We start from the raw sequence: 21833 nt of genomic DNA, 5'->3' as shown, positions 1-21833 counted from the left end.
ATGCGGCCCGACACCGACACCGTGCGCGACTGGCTGGGCGAGGTGCCCGACCCCGAGATCCCGGCGATCTCGGTGGTCGATCTCGGCATCGTCCGCGACGTGGGCTGGGAGAACGACACGCTGGTGGTCGAGGTGACGCCCACCTATGCGGGCTGCCCCGCGACGCTGGTGATCGCGCTCGACATCGAGACGGCGCTGCACGCGCGCGGCATCGAGAAGGTCGACGTCCGCCGCAGGATGTCGCCCGCCTGGTCGACCGACTGGATCAGCCCCGAGGGGCGCCAGAAGCTGCTCGATTACGGCATCGCGCCGCCGCAGCTCAATGCCGCCAACTGCGCCGGCATGCTCTCGGCCCAGACCGCCGCCTGCCCGCAATGCGGCTCGGAGAACACCGAGATGCTGGCCGGGCGCGGCTCCACCCCCTGCAAGGCGCAATTCCGGTGCCGCGACTGCCGCGAGCCCTTCGATTACTTCAAGGCGATCTGATGCAAGAATTCTACCCGCTGACCGTCACCGGCATCGACCACGACACCCGCGACGCCGTGGTCGTCTCACTCGCGCCCGCCAAGGGCGATGGCGAGGCGTTCCGCTTCCGCCCCGGCCAATACCTCACCTTCCGCCGCGATTTCGACGGCGAGGAGCTGCGCCGTTCCTACTCGATCTGCGCCACGCCCGAGGAGGGGCTGCGCGTCGGCATCAAGAAGGTCGATGGCGGGGCGTTCTCCAGCTTTGCCAAGCATGATCTGAAGGTCGGCGACACGCTCGAGGCGCTGCCGCCACAGGGCCGCTTCGCCGCCCCCGAGGAGGCGGGCGAAAAGCATTATCTCGGCTTTGCCGCGGGCTCCGGCATCACGCCGGTCCTGTCGATCGCCAAGAGCATCCTGCAGGGATCAAAGCAGGCGCGCTTCACGCTGGTCTATGGCAACCGGCAGCTCTCCTCGGTGATGTTCAAGACCGAGCTGGGCGATCTCAAGGACCGCTATCTCGACCGGCTGAACGTCGTGCATGTCTTTTCCGGCGAGGCGCAGGAGATCGAGCTGTTCTCGGGCCGGATCGACGCCGAGAAGTGCCGCGCGCTGTTCGGCCCATGGGTCAGCCCCGAGGCCGAGATGGCCTTCATCTGCGGCCCCGAGGCGATGATGAAGGACGTGGCGGGCGCGCTCGAAGAGGCGGGCATGCCCAAGGACAAGATCAAGTTCGAGCTGTTCGGCGCCGCCCAGCCGGGCCGCGCCAAGATGCGCGAGGCCGCGAAGGCCGCGCGCGAGAGCGGCGACATGGTCCGCGCGACCGTGATCCTCGACGGCGTGTCGCGCAGCTTCAAGATGCCGCGCACCGGCCAGTCGGTGCTCGAGGCCGCCCGCGAACACGACATCGACGCGCCCTTCTCCTGCAAGGCGGGGGTCTGTTCGACCTGCATCGGCCGGGTGAAGTCGGGCGAGGTCGAGATGATGCAGAACTACGCTCTCGAGGACAACGAGGTGGCGGACGGGCTGGTGCTGACCTGCCAGTGTCTGCCGCTCTCCGACGAGATCACCATCGAATACGAAGGACACTGAGACATGCTGGACGCCATTCCCACCGAGCCGCGCCGCCTGGAGTCCTATGTTGCGGGCCGCTGGCAGGCCGGCACCGATGAGGGCCAAATCGTCGCCGATGCCGCGACCGGCGATCCGGTCGCCCGCGTCGACGCCACCGGCATCGACATGGGTGAGATGCTGCGCCATGGCCGCGAGGTCGGCGGCCCCGCCTTGCGCGAGATGACGACGCATCAGCGCGCCATGATGATGAAGCGCATCGGCCTTGCCCTGATGGAGCGCAAGGAAGAGCTCTACGCGATCTCCACCGCCACCGGCGCGACCCGCTCGGATGGCTGGATCGACATCGAGGGCGGCATCGGCACGATGCTCTCCTATGCCTCGAAGGGCCGCCGCGAGCTGCCCAACGCCCATGTCATCCCCGACGGCACACCCGAGATCCTGTCGAAGGATGGCAGCTTCATCGGCCAGCACGTGCTGATGCCGCTCGAAGGCGTGGCCATCCACATCAACGCCTTCAACTTCCCGGTCTGGGGGATGCTGGAAAAGCTGGCGCCAACCTGGCTCGCGGGCATGCCCGCCATCGTGAAGCCTGCCAGCCAGACCTCCTATCTCACCGAGGCCTGCGTGCGGCTGATCCTCGAAACCGGCGAGCTGCCCGAGGGCGCGCTGCAGCTGATCTGCGGCCGCACCGGCGACCTGCTGGACCGGGTGACCTGCCAGGACGTGGTGACCTTCACCGGCTCGGCGGCCACCGCGCGCAAGCTGCGCAATACGCCCGCCGTCATCGAGAACGCGGTGCGCTTCACCGCCGAGGCCGACAGCCTCAACGCCTGCATCCTCGGATCGGACGCCACGCCCGACAGCCCTGAATTCGAGCTGTTCGTCAAGGAAGTGCATCGCGAGATGACCGCCAAGGCGGGCCAGAAATGCACCGCGATCCGCCGCGCCATCCTGCCGCGCGCGCTTGTCGAACCGGCCGTCGAGGCGCTGCGCGCCCGCATCGCCAAGACCACCATCGGCCATCCGGGCAAGAAGGAGACCCGCATGGGCGCGCTGGCCTCGACCGATCAGGTCGAGGAAGTGCGTAAGGCCGTTGAGGCGATCGGTGCCGAGGCGCGCGTGGTGATCGAGCCGGGTGCCGTGCCCGAGAAAGGCGCCTTCGTCGCGCCCTGCGTGCTGGTCTGCGACGACCCGCTCAACGCGAAGGCCCCGCACGAGATCGAGGCCTTCGGCCCGGTCTGCACCTTGATGCCCTATGACAGCCTCGACGAGGCGATCGACATCGCCAATCGCGGCGCGGGCTCGCTGGTGGCGTCAGTCTTCACCGACGACACGGAGGTCGCGAAGACCTTGGGTCGCGGCATCGCCAAGCTGCATGGCCGCGTGCTCTTCGGCAACCGCCTCTCGGCCAAGACCTCGACCGGCCATGGCTCCCCCCTGCCCCAGATGGTGCATGGCGGGCCGGGCCGCGCGGGCGGCGGCGAGGAGCTGGGCGGCATGCGCGCCGTGAAGCATTTCATGCAGCGCACCGCGCTGCAGGGCACGCCCGACCAGCTGACCGCCGTCATCGGCCAGTGGATGCCCGGCGCGAGCCGCCGCGAGACCGAGGTGCATCCCTTCCGCAAGTCGCTCGCGGAGCTGGAGATCGGCGACACCATCGTCACCGAGGCGCGCAAGGTGACGCTCGAGGATATCGAGCATTTCGCCGAGTTCACCGGCGACACCTTCTACGCCCACATGGACGAGGACGCGGCGAAGCGGAACCCGTTCTTCGAGGGCCGCGTCGCGCATGGCTACCTGATCGTCTCCTTCGCCGCGGGTCTCTTCGTGCAGCCCGACGAAGGCCCGGTGCTCGCCAATTACGGCGTCGACAGCTTGCGCTTCATGACGCCCGTGAACGCGGGCGACAGCCTGCGCGTCCAGCTCACCGCCAAGCAGATCAACCCGCGCGAAACGGATGATTACGGCGAGGTGCGCTGGGACTGCACCGTGCTGCGCGACGATGCCGAGGTGGTGGCGCAATACGACGTGCTGACGCTGGTGGCCAAAGAGCAGCGCGATCTTTGATGGCCCGCGTCTATGCCTATGACGGCGTCGTGCCGGTGGTGGACCCTTCGGCCTTCGTCCACCCCGAGGCGGTGCTGATCGGCGACACCCATGTCGGCGCGGGGGCCTATATCGGCCCCGGCGCGATCCTGCGCGGCGATTTTGGGCGCGTGGTGGTGGGCGAGAACGCCAACCTGCAGGAAACCTGCGTCATGCACGCCTTTCCCAACAAGGACGCGGTGATCGAGCCGCGCGGCCATGTCGGCCATGGCGCGGTGCTGCATGGCTGCCGCGTCGGCGAGAACGCGATGGTCGGCATGAACGCGGTGATCATGGACGACGTGGTGATCGGGGCCGAGAGCATCGTCGCAGCACTCGCCTTCGTGAAGGCGGGCATGCAGATCCCGCCGCGCTCGATGGTCGTCGGCATGCCCGCCAAGGTGATCCGCGAGCTGACCGAGGACGAGGTCGCGTGGAAGAGCCAGGGCACCGCGATCTACACCCGGCTCGCGGCGGAAGCGGGCGAAAAGCTCGTGGCCTGCGACCCCCTGCCCCGCGCCGAGGAGGGCCGCAGGCGGATCGAGGCCCCGGCCTATGATCCGAAATACCTCGTCACGACAAAGCCCTAGAGCGGCAGCTTGCTGCGCGTCTTGACGGCGCGCAGCACCATGTTGGTCTGGGCGCTGGCCACCGCCGGCTGGCGAAACAGGAATTCCTCCAGAAACGCGTTATAGGCCGCGAGATCGCGGCAGAGCACCCGCAGGTGATAATCCGCCTGCCCGGTGGTGGCGTAGCATTCCTGCACCTCGGGCCGGGCCTGCACCGCGCGGATGAAATCCTCCACGGGCCGCATCTCGTGGCGCACGAGGCTGACATGCACGATCGCCTGAAACCCCAGCCCGCAGGCCTCGGGGTTGAGCCGCACGCCCGGCCGCTCGATCGCGCCCGCCTCCTCCAGCGCCCGCACCCGCCGCCAGCAGGACGAGGCCGACATGCCGACGCGCTCGGCCAGATCGGCATTGGAGAGGCGGCCATCCTCCTGCAGCGCGGTCAGGATGCGGATGTCGGCGGGATCGAGGGAGGTGACCATGGCATTCCGAAATTGGGCGCGCGCCTGAAACGGCATCCCGCAAACTACGGCTGATCGCGCGAAACTGAAAGCAATATCCAGCCTGCGTGGTCCACAGTGAGGCAAGCCAGAGTCGAGGGAGGACTCCGCCATGACAGACCAGTCGCACAGTTTCCGAAGCTACAAGCTGTCGGACCGCTACGAGCGGACCGAGGGCCGGGTGTTTCTCACCGGCACGCAGGCGCTGGTGCGCGTCATGCTCGATCAGGCCCGGCGCGACCGCGCGGCGGGGATGAACACCGCCGGTTTCGTCTCGGGCTATCGCGGCTCGCCCTTGGGCGCGCTCGACATGGAGATGTGGCGCGGCGAGAAACAGCTGAAAGAGCACAAGATCGAGTTTCTCCCCGCGGTGAACGAGGACCTCGGGGCGACGGCGGTGCTCGGTGCCCAGCAGGTCGCGCTCGACCCGCAGCGCGAGGTCGAGGGCGTGTTCTCGATGTGGTACGGCAAGGGGCCGGGCGTGGACCGCTCGGGCGATGCGCTGAAACACGGCAACGCCTATGGCTCTTCCGCGAAGGGCGGCGTGCTGGTGGTGGCGGGCGACGATCATGGCTGCGTCTCGTCGTCCATGTCGCACCAGTCCGACGTCGCCTTCATGTCGTGGTTCATGCCGGTGCTGAACCCGGCCTCGGTCGCCGAATACCTCCCCTTCGGCGAATGGGGCTTCGCGCTGTCGCGCTTTTCGGGCACATGGGTCGGCTTCAAGGCGGTGTCGGAGACGGTCGAGAGCGGCCAGTCGGTGGACCTCCTGCCGCCGCGCGAGTTCAATCAGCCCGACTACACCGCGCCGCAGGGCGGGCTGCATGTCCGCCTGTCAGACCTGCCCTCGCCCGAGATCGAGGCGCGGATGCAGCACAAGCTCGCCGCCGTGCAGGCCTTTGCCGAGGCCAACCCGATCGACCACGCGATCTACGGCATCGCGGAGGCCCGCTTCGGCATCGTCACCACCGGCAAGGGCCATCTCGACCTGATGGAGGCGCTGCGGCTTCTGGGGCTCGACGAGGCCGAATGCCGCCGCCTCGGCATCGACATCTACAAGGTGGGCATGGTCTGGCCGCTGGCCCGCCGCGCCGCGCTCGACTTCGTGCAGGAAAAGCAGGAGGTCTTCGTCGTCGAGGAAAAGCGCGGCATCATCGAGAGCCAGCTCAAGGAATATTTCTACGACTGGCCCGGCCACAAGCCCGAGCGCATGGTCGGCAAGTTCGACGGGCCGGGCAACGCGCTCCTGCCCTGGACCGGCGAGCTGTCGCCCAAGGTGCTGCTCCCCGTCCTGGCCCAGCGCCTCGACAAGCTGTTCCCGGGCGAGGGCTTCCCGGCCAAGGCGAAGGCGCTGACCGAGACCCCGCCGCCGATCCTCACCATCCCCGGCGCAACCCGCACCCCCTATTTCTGCTCGGGCTGCCCGCATAACAGCTCGACCAAGCTGCCCGAGGGCAGCCAGGCCAATTCCGGCATCGGCTGCCACGTCATGGCGTCCTGGATGGACCGCGAAACGCTGGGCTACGCGCAGATGGGCGGCGAAGGCGTGCCCTGGGCCGTGACCTCGAAGTTCAACGGCAACCGCCACATCTTCCAGAACTTGGGCGAAGGCACGTGGTACCACTCAGGCAGCCTCGCCATCCGGCAGGCGGTCGCGGCGAAGACCAACATCACCTACAAGATCCTCTACAACGACGCCGTCGCCATGACCGGTGGCCAGCCGGTCGACGGGCCGGTGAGCGTGCAGGCCATCGCCCAGTCCTGCCGGGCCGAAGGGGTCGAGCGGATCGCTCTGGTCTCTGATCACCCCGAAAAGTTCGACAAGGCCGACCTGCCGCGCGGCACCACCATCGACCACCGCCGCGAGCTCGACCGCATCCAGCGCGAGCTGCGCGAGATCCCCGGCGTCACCGTGCTGATCTACGAGCAGACCTGCGCCACCGAAAAGCGCCGCCGCCGCAAGCGCGGCACGATGGAGGACCCCAAGCGCTTCGCCTATATCAACGAGCTCGTCTGCGAGGGCTGCGGCGATTGCTCGGTCGCGTCGAACTGCCTCTCCGTCGAGCCCAAGGAGACCGAGTTCGGCCGCAAGCGGAAGATCAACCTGTCGAGCTGCAACAAGGATTTCTCCTGCCTCGAAGGCTTCTGCCCGAGCTTCGTCACCGTCGAGGGCGCGACCCGCAAGAAGCGCGAGGGCGCGGGCATCGACGCGCTGGCGCTGGCGCGCGACCTGCCCCTGCCCGACCTGCCCACGCTGTCGAAGCCCTACGAGCTTCTGGTCTCGGGCGTCGGCGGCACCGGCGTCGTCACCGTGGGTGCGCTGATCACCATGGCCGCGCATCTGGAGGGCAAGGGGTCGAGCGTGCTCGACTTCACCGGCTTCGCGCAGAAATTCGGCACGGTGCTGAGCTACATCCGCCTCGCCCGCAGCCCCGAGGAGATCCACCAAGTCCGCATCGAGGCCGGCACGGCGGATGCGGTGATCGCCTGCGACATCGTCGCGTCGTCCTCGCCCAAGGCGAGCGTCTGCTACCGGAAGGGCACGCGCGTGGTCCTCAACCGCGCCGAGATGCCGACGGGCGATCTGGTGCTGCACCGCGACGCCGATCTCAAGGTCGATGCCCGCGAGGCGGCGATCGCGCAGGCCGTGGGGGCGGAAAAGCTCGACGCCTTCGACGCCAATGCCGTGGCCGAGGCGCTTCTGGGCGACGCCGTGTTCTCCAACGTGATGATGCTCGGCCATGCCTGGCAAAGCGGCCTCGTGCCGGTGAGCCTCGCGGCGCTGGAGCAGGCGGTGGAGCTCAACGGCGTGGCGATCGAGAAGAATCGCATGGCGCTGGCTTACGGGCGGCTTCTGGCCGCGAATCCGGCAGCGCTCGACGCCGCGCTGGGCCGCGCGCCCGCCGCGCCGGAAACCATGCAAAGCGTGATCGAGCGGCGCGGCGATTTCCTCGCCGATTACCAGGACGGCGCCTGGGCCCAGCGCTACCACGACACCCTGACCGCGTTCCGCACCGGGCTCGACCTGCCGGCCGAGCAGGTCGAGGAGCTGACCATCCTCGCCGCGAAGTCGCTGTTCAAGCTGATGTCCTACAAGGACGAATACGAGGTCGCGCGGTTGCACGAGGAAACCGGCTTCGAGGAGACGCTGAAGGCCGAGTTCGAGGGCGATTTCACGGTGAAGCATCACCTTGCCCCGCCGCTCCTGCCGCTGGGCCGCGACAGCCGGGGCCGTCCGCGCAAGCGCGCCTTCGGGGCCTGGATCAAGCCGGGCTTCCGCGGGCTGGCCCGGCTCAAGCGCCTGAGGGGCACCGCGCTCGACCCCTTCGGCCATACCGAGGAGCGGCGCATGGAGCGCGCCCTGATCGGCTGGTTCGAGGCGGTCATGTCGGATTGCCGCAAGGCGGCCCAGGCGGGGGATCTCGACAGCTGCCGCGAGATGCTGGCGGCGCCGATGGAGATCCGCGGTTTCGGCCCGGTCAAGGCCGAGGCGGTGGCGCGGGTGAAGCCCCGCGTCGAAGAGCTGCGCGCGGCGCTGCGCTAGGCTTGGAGAGGCGCGGCGGAGCGGCCATTCGGGGCCGCCCCGCCGATCGCGATCAGGCCGCGGCCGAAGCCTTGCCGCCGACGGTCAGGCCGCGCAGCTTGCGGGCCACGGCGCGGAAGACGCCAGCGACATGAGCGGCACGCAACTGGCGGGCCTCGGACATGACGGCTTCGATTTCGGCTTGGGTCGGGCGGGCGTAGAGATCGTTCTGGGTCATCACAAGCTCATCTGGAACATCCGAGAGCTTCATCGCTCTCATGCCTGCCAAATGGGCGTCTTCGCGGCCGAATGCCAGTCAATCCCGCCATGCGGGGAGCGCATGACCCATCGTGGTAACGGCACGGGGCCTGCTTGCATCCCACGAGACGCGCCGGCCGCCCCCGAAGCGCGACGGAAGGAGCGCGACGGAAGATCTGCAAAAAATCCGGACGCGATGCTTGATGCGAAGGCAAGGCCCGGTCTAGACGATTGGGCTTCAACAATTCAGGTGGATTGCCGTGCTAGCCAAACTCTGGATGAACTTCATCGCGCCGCTGCTGAGACGGCCTCCGCGCTTTCAGGTGGCGGCCTTGTGCTACCGCGAGAGCGACCGGGGGCTCGAGGTGCTGCTGGTGACCTCTCTCGAGACCAAGCGCTGGATCCTGCCGAAGGGCTGGCCGAAGAAGGGCTTCGACGCCGAAGGCACCGCGCTCGACGAGGCCTGGGAAGAGGCCGGCATCCGCCCCGTGGGCAGCGGGCGGGGCCTCATCGGGCGCTACCGCTACACCAAGCGCCTGCGCGGCAACGTGCCGGTGGTGACGGATGTGGATGTCTACGCCTTCGAGGGCGCCGAGCTGCAATCCGATTTCCCCGAGGCCGACCGGCGCGAACGGCGCTGGATGACGCCCGAGGAGGCCGCCGAGAAGGTCGACGAGCCGCAGCTCAAGACGCTGCTGCGCGATCTGCCCGCCAGCCTTCGCAGCCTCGAGCGCGCCTGAGCCGATGCGCCCTGCCCGCCCTAGCCTCGCTTCGCCCCGTTCCTTCCCGCCCCGCTCTTTCCAGCTTCGCTCTTTCAAGCCCCGCCCCCGCCCGCAAGGAGCCGACCGTTGACCCAGAACGATCCCTCGCACCAGTGGAAGACGCTCGACCGGGACCTGAACCGGCTGTCGCGCTTCGAAGCCGCCTCGATGTATGCCTCGCGCCCGCTCGTCGGCGTCGGGGCCTCGCTCGTCTTCGTCACCCTCGCCGCGCTCGTCGCGGCGGTGCTGACCGGCGGTGAGCCGCAAAGCCTCGTCGTCGTCGTCGCCGCCGCCTTCGGCGCCTACATGGCGATCAATATCGGCGCCAACGACGTCGCCAACAACATGGGCCCCGCCGTCGGCGCCAAGGCGCTGTCGATGGCCGGCGCGATCGTCATCGCCGCCGTCTGCGAAAGCGCGGGCGCGCTTCTGGCGGGCGGCGACGTGGTCTCGACCATCTCCAAGGGAATCATCGACCCCGCCGGCCTCGCCAATGCGCAGATCTTCATCTGGGCGATGATGGCGGCGCTTTTGTCGGCCGCGATCTGGGTCAACATCGCCACATGGGTCGGCGCGCCGGTCTCGACCACCCATTCGGTGGTCGGCGGCGTGATGGGCGCGGGCATCGCGGCGGCGGGGCTGTCGACCGTCAGCTGGCCCACCATGGGCGCCATCGCGGCAAGCTGGGTCATCTCGCCGGTGCTGGGCGGCGTGATCGCGGCCATGATGCTCGCCTTCATCAAGTGGCGCATCATCTATGTCGAGGACAAGATCGCCGCGGCGCGCACATGGGTGCCGGTGCTGATCGGCCTGATGACCGCCGCCTTCGCCGCCTATCTCGCGCTCAAGGGCCTGAAACGGCTGGTCAAGATCGACATCCTCACCGCGCTGATGATCGGGGCGGCGGCGGGCGTGCTCTTCACCGCCCTGTCGCGGCCGCTGATCCGGCGGCAATCGATCGGGCTGGAGAACCGCAACAAGTCGCTCAAGGTGCTGTTCCGGGTGCCGCTGGTGGTCTCTGCGGCGCTCCTGTCCTTTGCGCATGGCGCCAATGACGTGGCCAACGCGGTCGGGCCGCTGGCGGCGGTGGTCTATGCCCAGCAGGCCTCGGGCGTGGCGGGCGAGGTCGCGATCCCGCTTTGGGTGATGGTGATCGGCGCGGTCGGCATCTCGGTCGGCCTGGTGCTGTTCGGGCCCAAGCTGATCGGCATGGTCGGCAGCCAGATCACCAAGCTCAACCCGATGCGCGCCTATTGCGTGGCGCTCTCGGCGGCGGTGACGGTGATCGCGGCCTCCTGGCTCGGCCTGCCGGTCAGCTCGACCCATATCGCGGTGGGCGGCGTCTTCGGCGTCGGCTTCTTCCGCGAATGGCACGCCGAGCGCCGCGCCCGCAAGATCAACGAGGGCCGCCCGCCCGCGGCGCGGATCGCCAAGCAGGAACGCGCCCGGCGCAAGCTGGTGCGCCGCTCGCATTTCCTGACCATCATCGCGGCCTGGGTCATCACCGTCCCCGCCGCGGCGCTGCTCTCGGCGCTGTGCTTCGTGCTGCTGCGCCAGATCGGCTTTTGAGGCTGAAGGACCGGCCCCCGCCCTTCGACTTTGCAGGTCGGGGGCGACGGCCGGTCGCCCCGGCATGTTCCGTTACCGGAGTTGCTTGAGGCCCCGTTCGCGCTTGCGATCGGGGCCTCATGCATTCGCTGATATGAGTTGGCACGTCCGAATGACGGCGCGCTCCTTCCGCAAGCTCGGCAAATGACAGGCTGCGACGCTGCATCACGAACAGACGGCAGATATTGCTGCGCCTGATCGGTTGCAGGATGAAATCTGGGGGAATGGTGGCGGAGACGAAGGGATTCGAACCCTCGAGACGGTTTCCCGCCTGCACCCTTAGCAGGGGTGTGCCTTCGACCACTCGGCCACGTCTCCGCCGGTGTGTCTATGCGGCGTGTGGGGTGAAAACAAGGGCGAAATCGGCCTTCTCGCAGAAAACTGCCACGTGTTTTCAAACAGCCTGCAGATGCTCCTCCATGAGCCGCGCCTCGCCCCGCCAGCGGTAGATGCAGGGCGTGCCGGGATAGTCGAGACAGGCGACGTTGCGGGCCTCGATGCAGGGCGCGCCGCGCATCTTGTAATGGCCGCAGAGCACGGGCGGCGCGCCTTTGGGGTAGAAGGTCAGGTCGCCGCGCGCGGGCAGCGCGGTGCGCGGCAGCTCCTCGGGGTCAGGCACCGACAGGGCGGCGTCGCGCCAGCTTTTCGCGCCGTGCCGCCACCAGGCCAGCCGGACGCGGCGGCGCAGGCTGCCATGGCTGTCGTGAAAGCCCATCCCCTCCGGCAGGCGCTGCTCCGGCCCCGTCACCAGCAGCTGCACCGCCCGGCCGAAGCGGGTCGAGCGGGCGGCGATCTCGGGCAGGTCCGCCTCGCGCAGTCGCCCGTCGGGCCGGCGCGCGGCCACCGTCTCGATCGCGGGCGCGCTCCAGCAGGCATGGACGAGGCGCAGGCCGTCCTCCTCGCGCCACAGCGGCAGGGTCAGGAACCAGTCCGTCCAGCCCAGCGCCTGCGGCGTCATGATCCCGAAATCGGCCACGAAGCTGCGATGCTGGGCCCGGTTGCGCGGGCTGTGGCGGCGCAGCGCCGCGCCGTCGATGCCGAGCCGGTGAAACAGGATCGCGTTCAGCTCGTGATTGCCCATCACCGCCACGGCGCGATCCGTCTCGACCAGATCGCGCACCCGCTCGAGCACGGCGCGGTCCGAGACCGCCGCCTGCCCCGGCAGCGCGTCGATGAAATCGCCCAGAAAGGCGATCCGCGCGCCGGGTTCGGCCGCATCGAGGCTGCGCGCGAGCCGGTCGGGATCGGCATGGATGTCGGGGATCGCGTGGATGGGCTGCATGCGCCCCGACCTAGCGGGATGGTGCCGCCGGACAAGCTGTCGCAGGCCCCCCCGCTTGTTCGGCAAGGGCAGGAACATTACCTGAATCTCATGACAACGCACAGCCTCGAGCGCAAGCTCGCCATCCTCTCGGACGCCGCTCGATACGACGCCTCCTGCGCGTCGTCGGGCACGTCGAAGCGCAACTCGAAGGACGGAAAGGGTCTCGGTTCGACCGAAGGCTCGGGCATCTGCCACGCCTATGCGCCCGACGGGCGCTGCATCAGCCTTCTGAAGATCCTGATGACGAATTTCTGCATCTTCGATTGCGCCTATTGCGTGAACCGGGTGTCGTCCAACACCGAGCGCGCGCGCTTCTCGGTGGACGAAGTCGTCAAGCTGACGCTGGAGTTCTACCGGCGCAACTACATCGAGGGGCTGTTTCTGTCTTCGGGGATCATCCAGAGCCCGGACAAGACGATGGAGGACATGGTCCGCATCGCCAAGAAGCTGCGGCTGGAGGAGAACTTCCGCGGCTACATCCATCTCAAGACCATTCCCGAGGCGAGCGAAGAGCTGATCGAGCAGGCCGGGCTCTATGCCGACAGGGTCTCGATCAATGTCGAAATGCCGACCGATGCCAGCGTGACGCAATACGCGCCCGAGAAGAAGCCCGACACGATCCGCCGCGCGATGGCCGGGGTGCGGATGCGCAAGGAGGCGGCGAAGGAGAAGAGCCATACCGGCAAGCGCCCGCCCCGCTTCGCGCCAGCCGGGCAATCGACGCAGATGATCATCGGCGCGGACGGCTCGAACGACGCGACGATCCTCGGCCAGTCCACCCGGCTCTATTCCTCCTATGGGCTCAAGCGCGTCTATTACTCGGCCTTCTCGCCCATTCCCGACGCCACGGCCAAGCTGCCGCTGATCAAGCCGCCGCTCATGCGCGAGCACCGGCTCTATCAGGCCGACTGGCTGATGCGGTTCTACGGCTTCGACGCCACCGAGATCACCGCGGGCACCGATGGCAATCTCGATCTTTCGATCGACCCCAAGCTGGCCTGGGCGCTCAGGAACCGCCATGCCTTCCCGGTCGATCCGATGCGGGCCGACCGCGAGACGCTGCTGCGGGTGCCGGGCTTTGGCGAGCGGACGGTGCAGCGGATCATCGCGGCGCGGCGGCACCGGCGGCTGCGCTGGGACGATCTGGCGCGGATGGGGGCCAACATGAAGAACGCCCGGCCCTTCGTGTCGCTGCTCGACTGGACGCCGGGCGCGCTGCTCGACAGCCCCGACCTCGCCGCGCGTTTCGCGCCCAAGCCGGAACAGCTGTCGCTGTTCTGAGGTTTGGTGCCCATGCCCCATGTCGCCCTGCCCCATATCGGAACCGACACCGCCTGGCGCGACGCCGCGCGCGGGCTGGTGTCGCGCGGGGTGCCGCCTTCGGAGGTGACCTGGAGCCGGGGTGCGGCGGAGGCCGATCTCTTCGCCACCCCGCCGGAGGAGATCGCGCCCGCGAGCAAGACCATCTCGGTGCCGCGCAGCTTCGTGGAGCTGGCCAATACCGTGATCTGGCACAGCGACCCCGAGCGTTTCGCCCGGCTCTACGCGCTGCTGTGGCGGCTCGGCTCCGAGAAGGGGCTTATGGAGGATCGCGGCGATGCGGATCTCGCCAAGCTCAGGGCGATGGAAAAGGCGGTGCGGCGCGACAGGCACAAGATGACCGCCTTCGTGCGGTTTCGCGAGATCGGCGCACCCGACCAGCCCCGCCGCCGCTTTGCCGCGTGGTTCGAGCCCACGCATCACACGCTGGAGCCGACCGCGCCCTTCTTTGCGCGCCGTTTCGCGGACATGGACTGGATGATCGCCACGCCGGACCTGACGGCGGTGTTCGAGGATGGCGCGCTCGGCTTTGCCGAGGGCCAGCCCAAGCCCGAGATTCCCGACGATGCGACCGAGGAGCTTTGGGGCACCTATTTCCGCAACATCTTCAACCCCGCGCGGCTCAAGGTCGGGGCGATGATGTCGGAGATGCCCAAGAAATACTGGAAGAACCTGCCCGAGGCGCGGCATATCCCCGAGATGATCGCAAGCGCCGAGAGCCGCGCCCGCGCCATGCAGGAGGCCGCGCCGACCCTGCCGCCGCTGCGCGCGGCCAAGATCACGGAACGGCTTGCCGCCCCGCGCGTTCTGCGCCCGATGGCCGATGATCTCGATCAGCTCAAGGCGGAAGAGAACGCCTGCACCCGCTGCCCGCTTTACGAGAACGCGACACAGGCGGTGCCCGGCGAGGGGCCGCGCGACGCCGATCTCATGGTGGTGGGCGAGCAGCCGGGCGATCAGGAGGATCTGGCGGGGCGGCCCTTCGTCGGCCCCGCGGGCCAGATGTTCGACCGCATCGCCAGGGAGGCCGGGATCGAGCGCGACCGCGCCTTCGTCACCAATGCGGTGAAGCATTTCAAGTTCACGCCGAAGGGCAAGCGGCGCATCCACCAGAACCCGAACACCTCCGAGATCAAGGCCTGCCGCTTCTGGGTGAAATCCGAGATCGAGCTGATCAGGCCGAAGCTGATCCTGTCGATGGGCGGCACGGCGGCCGAGAGCCTGACCGGATCGCGCAAGGGCATCCTGTCGCGGCGCGGTTCGATCGAGGCGACGGAGGGCGGCGTGCCGGTGTTCCTGACGGTGCACCCCTCCTACCTGCTGCGCCTGCCCGATCCGGCGCTCAGGGAGGACGAGACCGAGAAATTCCGCGCCGATCTGAAATCGGCGCAGGCGCATCTGGAAGAGCTGCGCGCCCAGTGATCCTGCCATGAAAAACGCGCCGCATCGGGGGATGCGGCGCGTTTTCGTCGGCATGGGGTCTCGAAGCCCCCTGCCCTCAGGTGTTGAACAGGAAGTGCATCACGTCGCCATCCTTGACGGTGTAGCCCTTGCCCTCGGCGCGCATCTTGCCCGCCTCCTTGGCGGCGCTCTCGCCGCCCAGCGCGACGAAATCATCATAGGCGATGGTCTCGGCGCGGATGAAGCCGCGCTCGAAATCGCCATGGATGACGCCCGCCGCCTGCGGCGCGAGCGTGCCCTGACGAATCGTCCAGGCGCGCGCCTCCTTGGGGCCGACGGTGAAATAGGTCTCAAGGTGCAGCAGGTCGTAGCCCGCGCGGATGAGCCGGTCGAGACCGGCCTCCTCGAGCCCCATCTCGGAGAGGAACATCTCGGCCTCGTCGGCGTCGAGCTGGCTGATCTCCTCCTCGATCTGGGCGGAGATCACGACATGGGCGTTGCCCTCGGCGGCGGCCATCTCGGCGACCTTGGCGGAATGCTCGTTGCCGGTGGAGGCCGAGGCCTCCTCGACGTTGCAGACATAGAGCACCGGCTTGGCGGTGATCAGCTGCAGCATCTTCCACGCCTTGGCGTCGTCGTCGGACACCTCGACCATGCGGGCGGGCTTGCCGTCCGACAGCATGGCATGGGCGGCCTTCAGCAGGCGCTCCTGATCGACCGCCTCCTTGTCGCCGCCGCGCACCTTGCGGCCGATGTTCTGCAGCCGCTTCTCGACCGATTCCAGATCGGCGAGCATCAGCTCGGTCTCGATCACCTGTGCGTCGGCCACCGGATCGACCCGGCCATCGACATGCACCACGTCGCCATCCTCGAAGCAGCGCAGCACATGGGCGATGGCGTCGGTCTCGCGGATGTTGGCGAGAAACTGGTTGCCCAGGCCCTCGCCCTTGGACGCGCCCTTCACGAGGCCCGCGATGTCGACGAAGGTCATCCGCGTGGGGATCACCTGCTTGGATTTGGCGATCTCGGCCAGCTTGTCGAGCCGGGGATCGGGCACGGCGACGTCGCCGACATTCGGCTCGATCGTGCAGAACGGGAAATTGGCGGCCTGGGCCGCGGCGGTGCGCGTCAGCGCGTTGAACAGGGTGGACTTGCCGACGTTCGGCAGCCCCACGATCCCCATGCGAAAGCCCATGTCACGCCTCCTAGCAGCACATCGCGGCGGTCCTATCCGCAGGCGCGCCCGCGCGCAAGCCAAGCTTGGCAACGGGCCTTGGCAACGGCTCTTGGTAACGGGCCTTGGTGCCTTGGGCGCCTGCATGCCATGCTCACCCCGAGCAACAAGGAGCGCGCGCGATGATCCCGATTCCCTATGTCACCTTCCATGGCAACTGCGCCGATGCGCTGGCCGAATATGCAAGGATCTTCGATGCGCCCCCCGCCAATGTCATGACCTTTTCCGAAGCGCCGCAGGAGATGCGCGACAGCATCCCCGAGGCCAGCCCGCAGGCGGTGATGCATGCCGCGCTGAAGATCGGCGAGGGCTGGATCTATGCCAGCGACGACATCATGGGCGGCAGCCCCGAGATGGCGGGCTGCTCGATCACCATCGACCTGCCCGATGTGCCGCGCGCCCGCGCGGTGTTCGACGCGCTGGCCGAGGGCGGGCAGATCCACATGGAGTTCACCAAGACCTTCTGGTCGGAGGGCTTCGGCACGCTGACCGACCGCTTCGGCACGCGCTGGATGATCGGGGTCGAGGCGCCCATTCCGGACTGAGGCCCCCATTGATTTCCGCCCCCCTTTGGCCCAAACCGCATGAGGATCGGGCCAGAGGGGACGGGCATGACACGGATCGACGACACTTTCGCGCGGCTGAAATCCGAAGGGCGCAAGGCCTTCGTGGCCTATGTCATGGCGGGCGACCCGGATTTCGAGACCTCCAAGGAGATCGTGCGCGGCCTGCCCGGCGCGGGCGTCGACATCATCGAGCTGGGCCTGCCCTTTACCGATCCGATGGCCGATGGCGCGACGATCCAGCTTGCGGGCCAGCGGGCGCTGGCGCAGGGCATGACGCTCGACCGCACGCTCGATATCGCGCGCGACCTGCGCAAGACCGACGACAAGACGCCGATCGTGATGATGGGCTATTACAACCCGATCCATTCGCGCGGCGTGAACCGGTTCCTCGAACAGGCGCGCGAGGCCGGAATCGACGGGCTGATCGTGGTCGACCTGCCGCCAGAGGAGGATGCCGAGCTGTGCATCCCCGCCCAGCAGGCCGGGCTGAACTTCATCCGCCTCGCCACGCCCACCACCGACGACGCACGCCTGCCCAAGGTGCTGCAGAACACCTCCGGCTTCGTCTATTACGTCTCGATCACCGGCATCACGGGTGCGGCCGAGGCGCAGGCCGACGCGGTGGCCCCCGAAGTCGCGCGGATCAAGTCGCAGACCGACCTGCCGATCATCGTGGGCTTCGGCGTGCGAACGCCCGAGACCGCGAAATCCATCGCCGGCATCGCCGACGGCACGGTGGTCGGCTCGGCCATCGTCAGCCAGATCGCCGAGGGCAAGCCGGTGGCGGAGGTGCTGTCCTTCGTGAAAACGCTGGCCGACGGCGCGCATTCGGCCTGACCCTCGTTCATCTTTCCGAAAATACGCAATTCCGACGGCGCCCCCTCGCGGGCGCCGTTTTCATTGCGGTGCCCGGCGGCGGCTGGTAAATCATCCTTACCAATCGGGGGGAATGCCATGCCAATCGTCACCTGCATCGAGGATCTCAAACGGCTGCACAAGCGCCGCGCGCCGAAGATGTTCTTCGACTATGCCGAATCCGGCAGCTGGACCGAGCAGACCTTCCGCGAGAACACCACCGATTTCGAGAAGATCCGCCTGCGCCAGAAGGTGGCGGTGGACATGTCCGACCGTTCGACCGCGGGCCGGATGCTGGGCGAAAAGGTGGCGATGCCGGTGGCGCTCGCCCCCGTCGGCATGACCGGCATGCAGAACGCCGATGGCGAGATCAAGGCGGCGCGGGCGGCGGAGAAGTTCGGCGTGCCCTTCACGCTGTCGACGATGTCGATCTGCTCGATCGAGGACGTGGCCGAGCATACCTCCGCCCCCTTCTGGTTCCAGCTCTACGTGATGCGCGACGAGGATTTCGTCGACCGGATCATCGAGCGGGCCAAGCGGGCGGGCTGCTCGGCGCTGGTGCTGACGCTGGATCTTCAGCTTCTGGGCCAGCGGCACAAGGATCTCAAGAACGGGCTCTCGGCCCCGCCCAAGCTCACCCCCGCCACGATGCTCGACCTTTCGACCAAGTGGACATGGGGGCTGGAGATGCTGCGCACGAAGCGGCGGCAGTTCGGCAATATCGTCGGCCATGCCTCGAATGTGGAGGACGCCCGCAGCCTGATGAAATGGACCGCCGAGCAGTTCGACCTCAAGCTCGACTGGGAAAAGGTGCGCAAGATCGCGGCCAAATGGGACGGCAAGCTGATCCTCAAGGGCATCTTCGACGCCGATGACGCGCGCAAGGCGGTCGAATGCGGCGCCGATGCGATCGTAGTGTCGAACCATGGTGGGCGGCAGCTCGACGGGGCGCTCTCCTCGATTCGCATCCTGCCGTCGATCGTGCGCGAGGTGAAGGGCGAGACGGAGATCTGGCTCGACAGCGGCATTCGCTCTGGCCAGGACGTGCTGAAGGCGCTGGCCTTGGGCGCGGATGCGACGATGATCGGCCGGGCCTGGCTCTACGGCCTCGGCGCGATGGGCGAAAAGGGCGTGACCGCGGCGCTGGAGGTGATCCGCAAGGAGCTCGACCTCACCATGGCGCTGTGCGGCGAGCGCGACGTGGCCGATCTCGGCCCGCACAACCTTCTGGTGCCGCGCGACTTCGAGGGCGAATGGCAGGAAAGCGGCGCGCGCTCTTCCGACCGGGCGACATCGCTGCCCGCCTGATATCGGCCGGGGGCGGCATGTCCGCCCCTGCCCGCTCGTCTATCTGGATGGGGATTGGAGCGGGCGGCGGGAATCGAACCCGCACGTTCAGCTTGGAAGGCTGACAGGCTACCACTACATCACGCCCGCTTCGGGGCCTTGATAGCGGCTCGCGCGGGGGGCTTCAAGACGGCTCAGGCGTCAATCGGCTCGATCAGTTCGGGGCCCCGCGCGCGGTTGGAGTTCACCTTCGGATCGACCCGGTGAAAGGCCAGCGGATCGGGGTTCGCGCGCATCAGAACCGCCGCGCCATGCCCCGCCTCGCCAAGCCAGAGCGGCCAGTCGTCGGCTTCGAGGATCACCGGCATCCGGCTGTGGATGTCGCGCATCGCGCCATCGGCGGCGGTGGTGACGACGGCGCAGGTGACGAGGCTTTCGCCGTCCCGCTCCCAATCCTGCCACAGCCCCGCGAAGGCGAGCGGCGCGCCGTCCTCGCGGTGGATGAACCAGGGCAGCTTGTTGCCCTCCGCATCCACCGTCCATTCGTAGAAGCCCGATGCCGGGATCAGGCAGCGGCGCTCGCGCACGGCCTGCTTGAAGGCGGGCTTCTCGGCCACCGTCTCGGCGCGGGCGTTGATCAGCAGCGGCCCGCCATTGGGGGCCTTGTACCAATGCGGGATGAAGCCCCAGCGCATGGGCCGCAGGCGGCGCGCGCCCTCAAGGGAGGTGACCGTGTGCACCTGCACGGTCGGGCAGACGTTGTAGTTGGGCACTTCTGGCAAATCGTTGGCCGGGGCGGCTTCGAACATCTGCGCCATGGCGTCATGGGGCAGCGTGATGGCCATGCGTCCGCACATGGGCGCCTCCTGTGGTTCGGGACAGGCATAGCATCTTCGACACGCTGCGCGATTGCCAGCCTGCCGGGCGGCTTCGCGCTTTCTTCCGCGCACCGCGCCTGACAGAACCGCACCAGACAGGACAAGAACGAGGCCCGCCCATGCATCGCCCCTTCATCGCCGCGCTCACGGCCGCCGCGCTTCTCGCCGGCTGCGCCGCCTCCGGCAGCCGGACCGTCGTCGACGGGGCCGGCCCGGACGAGCTTTTGAAGCTGCGGGCGGGGCCCGGTCTGGGATACAAGGTGATCCTCGGCCTGCCCGACGGCACGCGACTGACGCGGCGCGACTGCGTGACCGAGAGCGGCCAGCTGTGGTGCCGCGTCACGCTCGCCGACGCGCCGGCTCTGGGCGGCTACGTCTCGGCCGATTACCTGTCGGACATCTAAGAAGGACGGCTTGATGCGAAAGGGCGCGCGCCGGTCCCCCGGCGCGCGCCCTCCCCGACCCCGAGGGGGCCTTACTTCATCGTGATGCGGCCGTCCGTGTAGGGCTCGTAATCGCCCTGCGCGGCCATGTATTCGGCGGTGACATCGGCGAGATCGGGGCCGAAATCATAGGCGTTCTCGGTGTCGATGAACATCTTGTAGCCGTCGCCGCCATTGCGGACATAGTTGTTCGACACGGCGCCATAGGTGGCCTCGGGGTCGAGCGGCTCGCCATCGATCATCACGTCCGAAATGCGGCTGCCCGGCTCGGCCGCCGCATCGACCGCGAAGGTCATGCCCGCGACCTGCGGAAAGCGGCCGCCGCCTTCCTCGATCTGGCTCACCCCGTTCTCCAGCGCCTCGAGCAGCGCCGCGCCCGAAACCTGGAAGGTCGAGAGCGTGTTCTGGAAGGGCAGCACGGTCAGCACCTCGCCCATCGTCACCTCGCCCTCGTCGATGCTGGCGCGCAGCCCGCCCGAGTTGGTGATGGCGACCTGGATGCCCTGATCGGCGACGCGGTCGAGCATGGCATCGGCCACGAGGTTGCCCATTTCGCATTCCTGCGCGCGGCAGACGTCGCGGTTGCCCTCGATCGGGGCGGTGGTGTTGGCGACGACGCGGTTGCGGATCTCGTCGAGCGGCTTGGCGAGCTCCGCCACGCGGTCCACCGCCGTCTGGTCCTCGACCACCTGGCCGTCGATCAGCACCGGCTCGCCGGAGGCTTCGGTGATCACGCCCTCATCGTCGAAGGTCACGTTCAGCTCGCCCAGGAACTTGCCATAGGCATAGGCCTGCACGATCGCCGTATCGCCGACCATCACCGGATAGACGTCGACCGCGTCCTCCTGCTCGTTCGACAAAAGCGTGTTGGAATGCCCGCCCACGATCACGTCGACGCCCGTCGTCGCCTCGGCCACGCGCTTGTCGGTCTCGAAGCCCGAATGGCTCAGCACGACGATCTTGTTGACGCCCTCTTCGGTGAGCCGGTCGACCTCGGCCTGCACCGCATCGACGGGATCGGTGAAGATGACGTTGGGGCCGGGGCTCGCCAGCTCGTCGGTGTCCTGCGGGGTGAGGCCGATCAGGCCGATCTTCTCGCCGCCGCGCTCGATCACGGTCGACTTCTGGATCGCATCGGCGAGCTTTTCCTCGCCCGAGACGTCGGCGTTCGACATCAGCACCGGGAAATCGACATTGTCGATGAAGGCGCGCAGCACCTCGGGGCCGTCGTCGAACTCGTGGTTGCCCACGGTCATCGCGTCATAGCCGAGCTGGTTCATGAACTCGGCCGTCATCTCGCCCTTGTAATAGGTGTAGAACAGCGTGCCCTGGAACTGGTCGCCGCCATCGACGAGCAGCAGGTTGTCGCCGGCGCGCGCGCGGGCCTCGTTCACCGCGGTGACGAGACGCGCGACGCCGCCGAAGCAGTCGCCGGCCTCGTTGTCCTCGGTCGAGCAGGTCGAATCATATTTCGAGATCGGCTCGTAGCGGTCGTGGAAATCATTGGTGTGCAGGAGGGTCAGGCTGTATTCCGCCTGCGCGGCACCGGCCACGAGAGCGAGCGCGGCGGTGGTGCCGAAAAGTCCGAGTTTCATTGTGGCGTCCCTGTCGGTTACGTTACGGGCTTGAGCCTGCGCCAAGGGCGCGGCGTCTGTCAAAGCCGCCGTTGTCCTGCCCTAGCGG

At 68.0% G+C, this 21833-nt stretch carries 19 protein-coding genes and 2 tRNA genes; 13 read left to right on the top strand and 8 right to left on the bottom strand.

Annotated elements, in window-relative coordinates; genetic code table 11:
* The 4 genes from paaD to CJ301_RS15355 are packed head-to-tail and all read left to right on the top strand — an operon-like array spanning position 1 to position 4213.
* Positions 1-486 carry a 1,2-phenylacetyl-CoA epoxidase subunit PaaD gene (gene paaD / locus CJ301_RS15370; protein ID WP_173812376.1) on the top strand — a complete coding sequence of 162 codons (486 nt, stop codon included), beginning with the start codon at positions 1-3 and terminating at the stop codon, positions 484-486.
* Complete coding sequence (locus CJ301_RS15365) at positions 486-1556, top strand: ferredoxin--NADP reductase (RefSeq protein ID WP_099278251.1); 1071 nt, start codon at positions 486-488, stop codon at positions 1554-1556. Before paaD ends, CJ301_RS15365 begins: the two co-directional genes overlap by 1 nt.
* A 3-nt stretch (positions 1557-1559) precedes the next feature.
* Positions 1560-3605, top strand: a complete 2046-nt coding sequence (paaZ, locus tag CJ301_RS15360) for a phenylacetic acid degradation bifunctional protein PaaZ (RefSeq protein ID WP_099278250.1) — start codon at positions 1560-1562, stop codon at positions 3603-3605.
* Positions 3605-4213, top strand: a complete 609-nt coding sequence (locus tag CJ301_RS15355) for a transferase hexapeptide repeat family protein (RefSeq protein WP_099278249.1) — start codon at positions 3605-3607, stop codon at positions 4211-4213. The genes paaZ and CJ301_RS15355 overlap by 1 nt, the downstream gene beginning before the upstream one ends.
* Here the strand turns inward: CJ301_RS15355 and CJ301_RS15350 are convergent.
* Positions 4210-4674, bottom strand: coding sequence for an Lrp/AsnC family transcriptional regulator (locus tag CJ301_RS15350; protein ID WP_099278248.1), 465 nt, complete (start codon positions 4672-4674; stop codon positions 4210-4212). The two genes, CJ301_RS15355 and CJ301_RS15350, sit on opposite strands and share 4 nt — an antisense overlap.
* Positions 4675-4804: 130 nt before the next feature.
* On the opposite strand from CJ301_RS15350, the gene CJ301_RS15345 reads away from it, so the two are divergent.
* Positions 4805-8236: an indolepyruvate ferredoxin oxidoreductase family protein gene (locus tag CJ301_RS15345; protein ID WP_099278247.1), complete on the top strand. Its 3432-nt coding sequence runs from the start codon at positions 4805-4807 to the stop codon at positions 8234-8236.
* Positions 8237-8288: 52 nt separating this feature from the next.
* Here CJ301_RS15345 and CJ301_RS15340 read toward each other — a convergent pair whose 3' ends face one another.
* Positions 8289-8453, bottom strand: coding sequence for an RSP_7527 family protein (locus CJ301_RS15340; RefSeq protein WP_162620563.1), 165 nt, complete (start codon positions 8451-8453; stop codon positions 8289-8291).
* Between the two features lie 280 nt (positions 8454-8733).
* Here CJ301_RS15340 and CJ301_RS15335 point away from each other — a divergent pair, with 280 nt between their 5' ends.
* The gene (locus tag CJ301_RS15335) at positions 8734-9213 is read left to right on the top strand and encodes an NUDIX hydrolase (protein ID WP_099278245.1); all 480 of its coding nucleotides are present in this window, start codon (positions 8734-8736) and stop codon (positions 9211-9213) included.
* A gap of 108 nt (positions 9214-9321) precedes the next feature.
* On the top strand, positions 9322-10803 hold the full coding sequence (locus tag CJ301_RS15330; protein ID WP_099278244.1) for an inorganic phosphate transporter: 1482 nt from the start codon (positions 9322-9324) through the stop codon (positions 10801-10803).
* Between the two features lie 267 nt (positions 10804-11070).
* On the opposite strand, the gene CJ301_RS15325 is transcribed toward CJ301_RS15330, so the two are convergent.
* A tRNA-Ser gene (locus tag CJ301_RS15325) sits at positions 11071-11160 on the bottom strand.
* A 76-nt stretch (positions 11161-11236) separates the two neighbouring features.
* A complete protein-coding gene (locus CJ301_RS15320; RefSeq protein WP_099278243.1) occupies positions 11237-12124 on the bottom strand; it encodes a metallophosphoesterase in 888 nt (295 codons plus the stop codon).
* Between the two features lie 90 nt (positions 12125-12214).
* Here CJ301_RS15320 and CJ301_RS15315 point away from each other — a divergent pair, with 90 nt between their 5' ends.
* Together CJ301_RS15315 and CJ301_RS15310 are read left to right on the top strand one after the other, a co-directional pair.
* Positions 12215-13447 carry a putative DNA modification/repair radical SAM protein gene (locus CJ301_RS15315; RefSeq protein ID WP_099278271.1) on the top strand — a complete coding sequence of 411 codons (1233 nt, stop codon included), beginning with the start codon at positions 12215-12217 and terminating at the stop codon, positions 13445-13447.
* Between the two features lie 12 nt (positions 13448-13459).
* A complete protein-coding gene (locus CJ301_RS15310) occupies positions 13460-14908 on the top strand; it encodes a UdgX family uracil-DNA binding protein (protein ID WP_099278242.1) in 1449 nt (482 codons plus the stop codon).
* A 76-nt stretch (positions 14909-14984) separates the two neighbouring features.
* Here the strand turns inward: CJ301_RS15310 and ychF are convergent, their stop codons facing one another.
* Entirely contained in the window at positions 14985-16082 is a 1098-nt protein-coding gene (ychF, locus tag CJ301_RS15305; RefSeq protein ID WP_099278241.1) for a redox-regulated ATPase YchF, read from the bottom strand.
* 161 nt (positions 16083-16243) lie between these two features.
* Between ychF and CJ301_RS15300 the strand changes: the two genes are divergently transcribed.
* The 3 genes from CJ301_RS15300 (at position 16244) to CJ301_RS15290 (ending at position 18850) form a co-directional block, all read left to right on the top strand.
* A complete protein-coding gene (locus CJ301_RS15300; protein WP_099278240.1) occupies positions 16244-16666 on the top strand; it encodes a VOC family protein in 423 nt (140 codons plus the stop codon).
* A gap of 66 nt (positions 16667-16732) precedes the next feature.
* Positions 16733-17524: a tryptophan synthase subunit alpha gene (gene trpA, locus CJ301_RS15295; protein ID WP_099278239.1), complete on the top strand. Its 792-nt coding sequence runs from the start codon at positions 16733-16735 to the stop codon at positions 17522-17524.
* Between the two features lie 117 nt (positions 17525-17641).
* Complete coding sequence (locus CJ301_RS15290; RefSeq protein ID WP_099278238.1) at positions 17642-18850, top strand: alpha-hydroxy acid oxidase; 1209 nt, start codon at positions 17642-17644, stop codon at positions 18848-18850.
* Positions 18851-18905: 55 nt separating this feature from the next.
* Here the strand turns inward: CJ301_RS15290 and CJ301_RS15285 are convergent.
* Positions 18906-18979: transfer RNA gene (locus tag CJ301_RS15285), tRNA-Gly, on the bottom strand.
* Between the two features lie 44 nt (positions 18980-19023).
* Entirely contained in the window at positions 19024-19686 is a 663-nt protein-coding gene (locus CJ301_RS15280; protein ID WP_099278237.1) for an SOS response-associated peptidase, read from the bottom strand.
* A gap of 140 nt (positions 19687-19826) precedes the next feature.
* On the opposite strand from CJ301_RS15280, the gene CJ301_RS15275 reads away from it, so the two are divergent.
* Positions 19827-20111: an SH3 domain-containing protein gene (locus CJ301_RS15275; RefSeq protein WP_099278236.1), complete on the top strand. Its 285-nt coding sequence runs from the start codon at positions 19827-19829 to the stop codon at positions 20109-20111.
* A gap of 71 nt (positions 20112-20182) precedes the next feature.
* Here CJ301_RS15275 and CJ301_RS15270 read toward each other — a convergent pair whose 3' ends face one another.
* The gene (locus CJ301_RS15270; protein WP_099278235.1) at positions 20183-21745 is read right to left on the bottom strand and encodes a bifunctional metallophosphatase/5'-nucleotidase; all 1563 of its coding nucleotides are present in this window, start codon (positions 21743-21745) and stop codon (positions 20183-20185) included.
* Positions 21746-21833: the final 88 nt, after the last annotated feature.

The organism is Limimaricola cinnabarinus (assembly GCF_002723615.1).
GTDB lineage: Bacteria > Pseudomonadota > Alphaproteobacteria > Rhodobacterales > Rhodobacteraceae > Limimaricola > Limimaricola cinnabarinus_B.
This window is presented reverse-complemented; position numbering and strand designations above follow the sequence as displayed.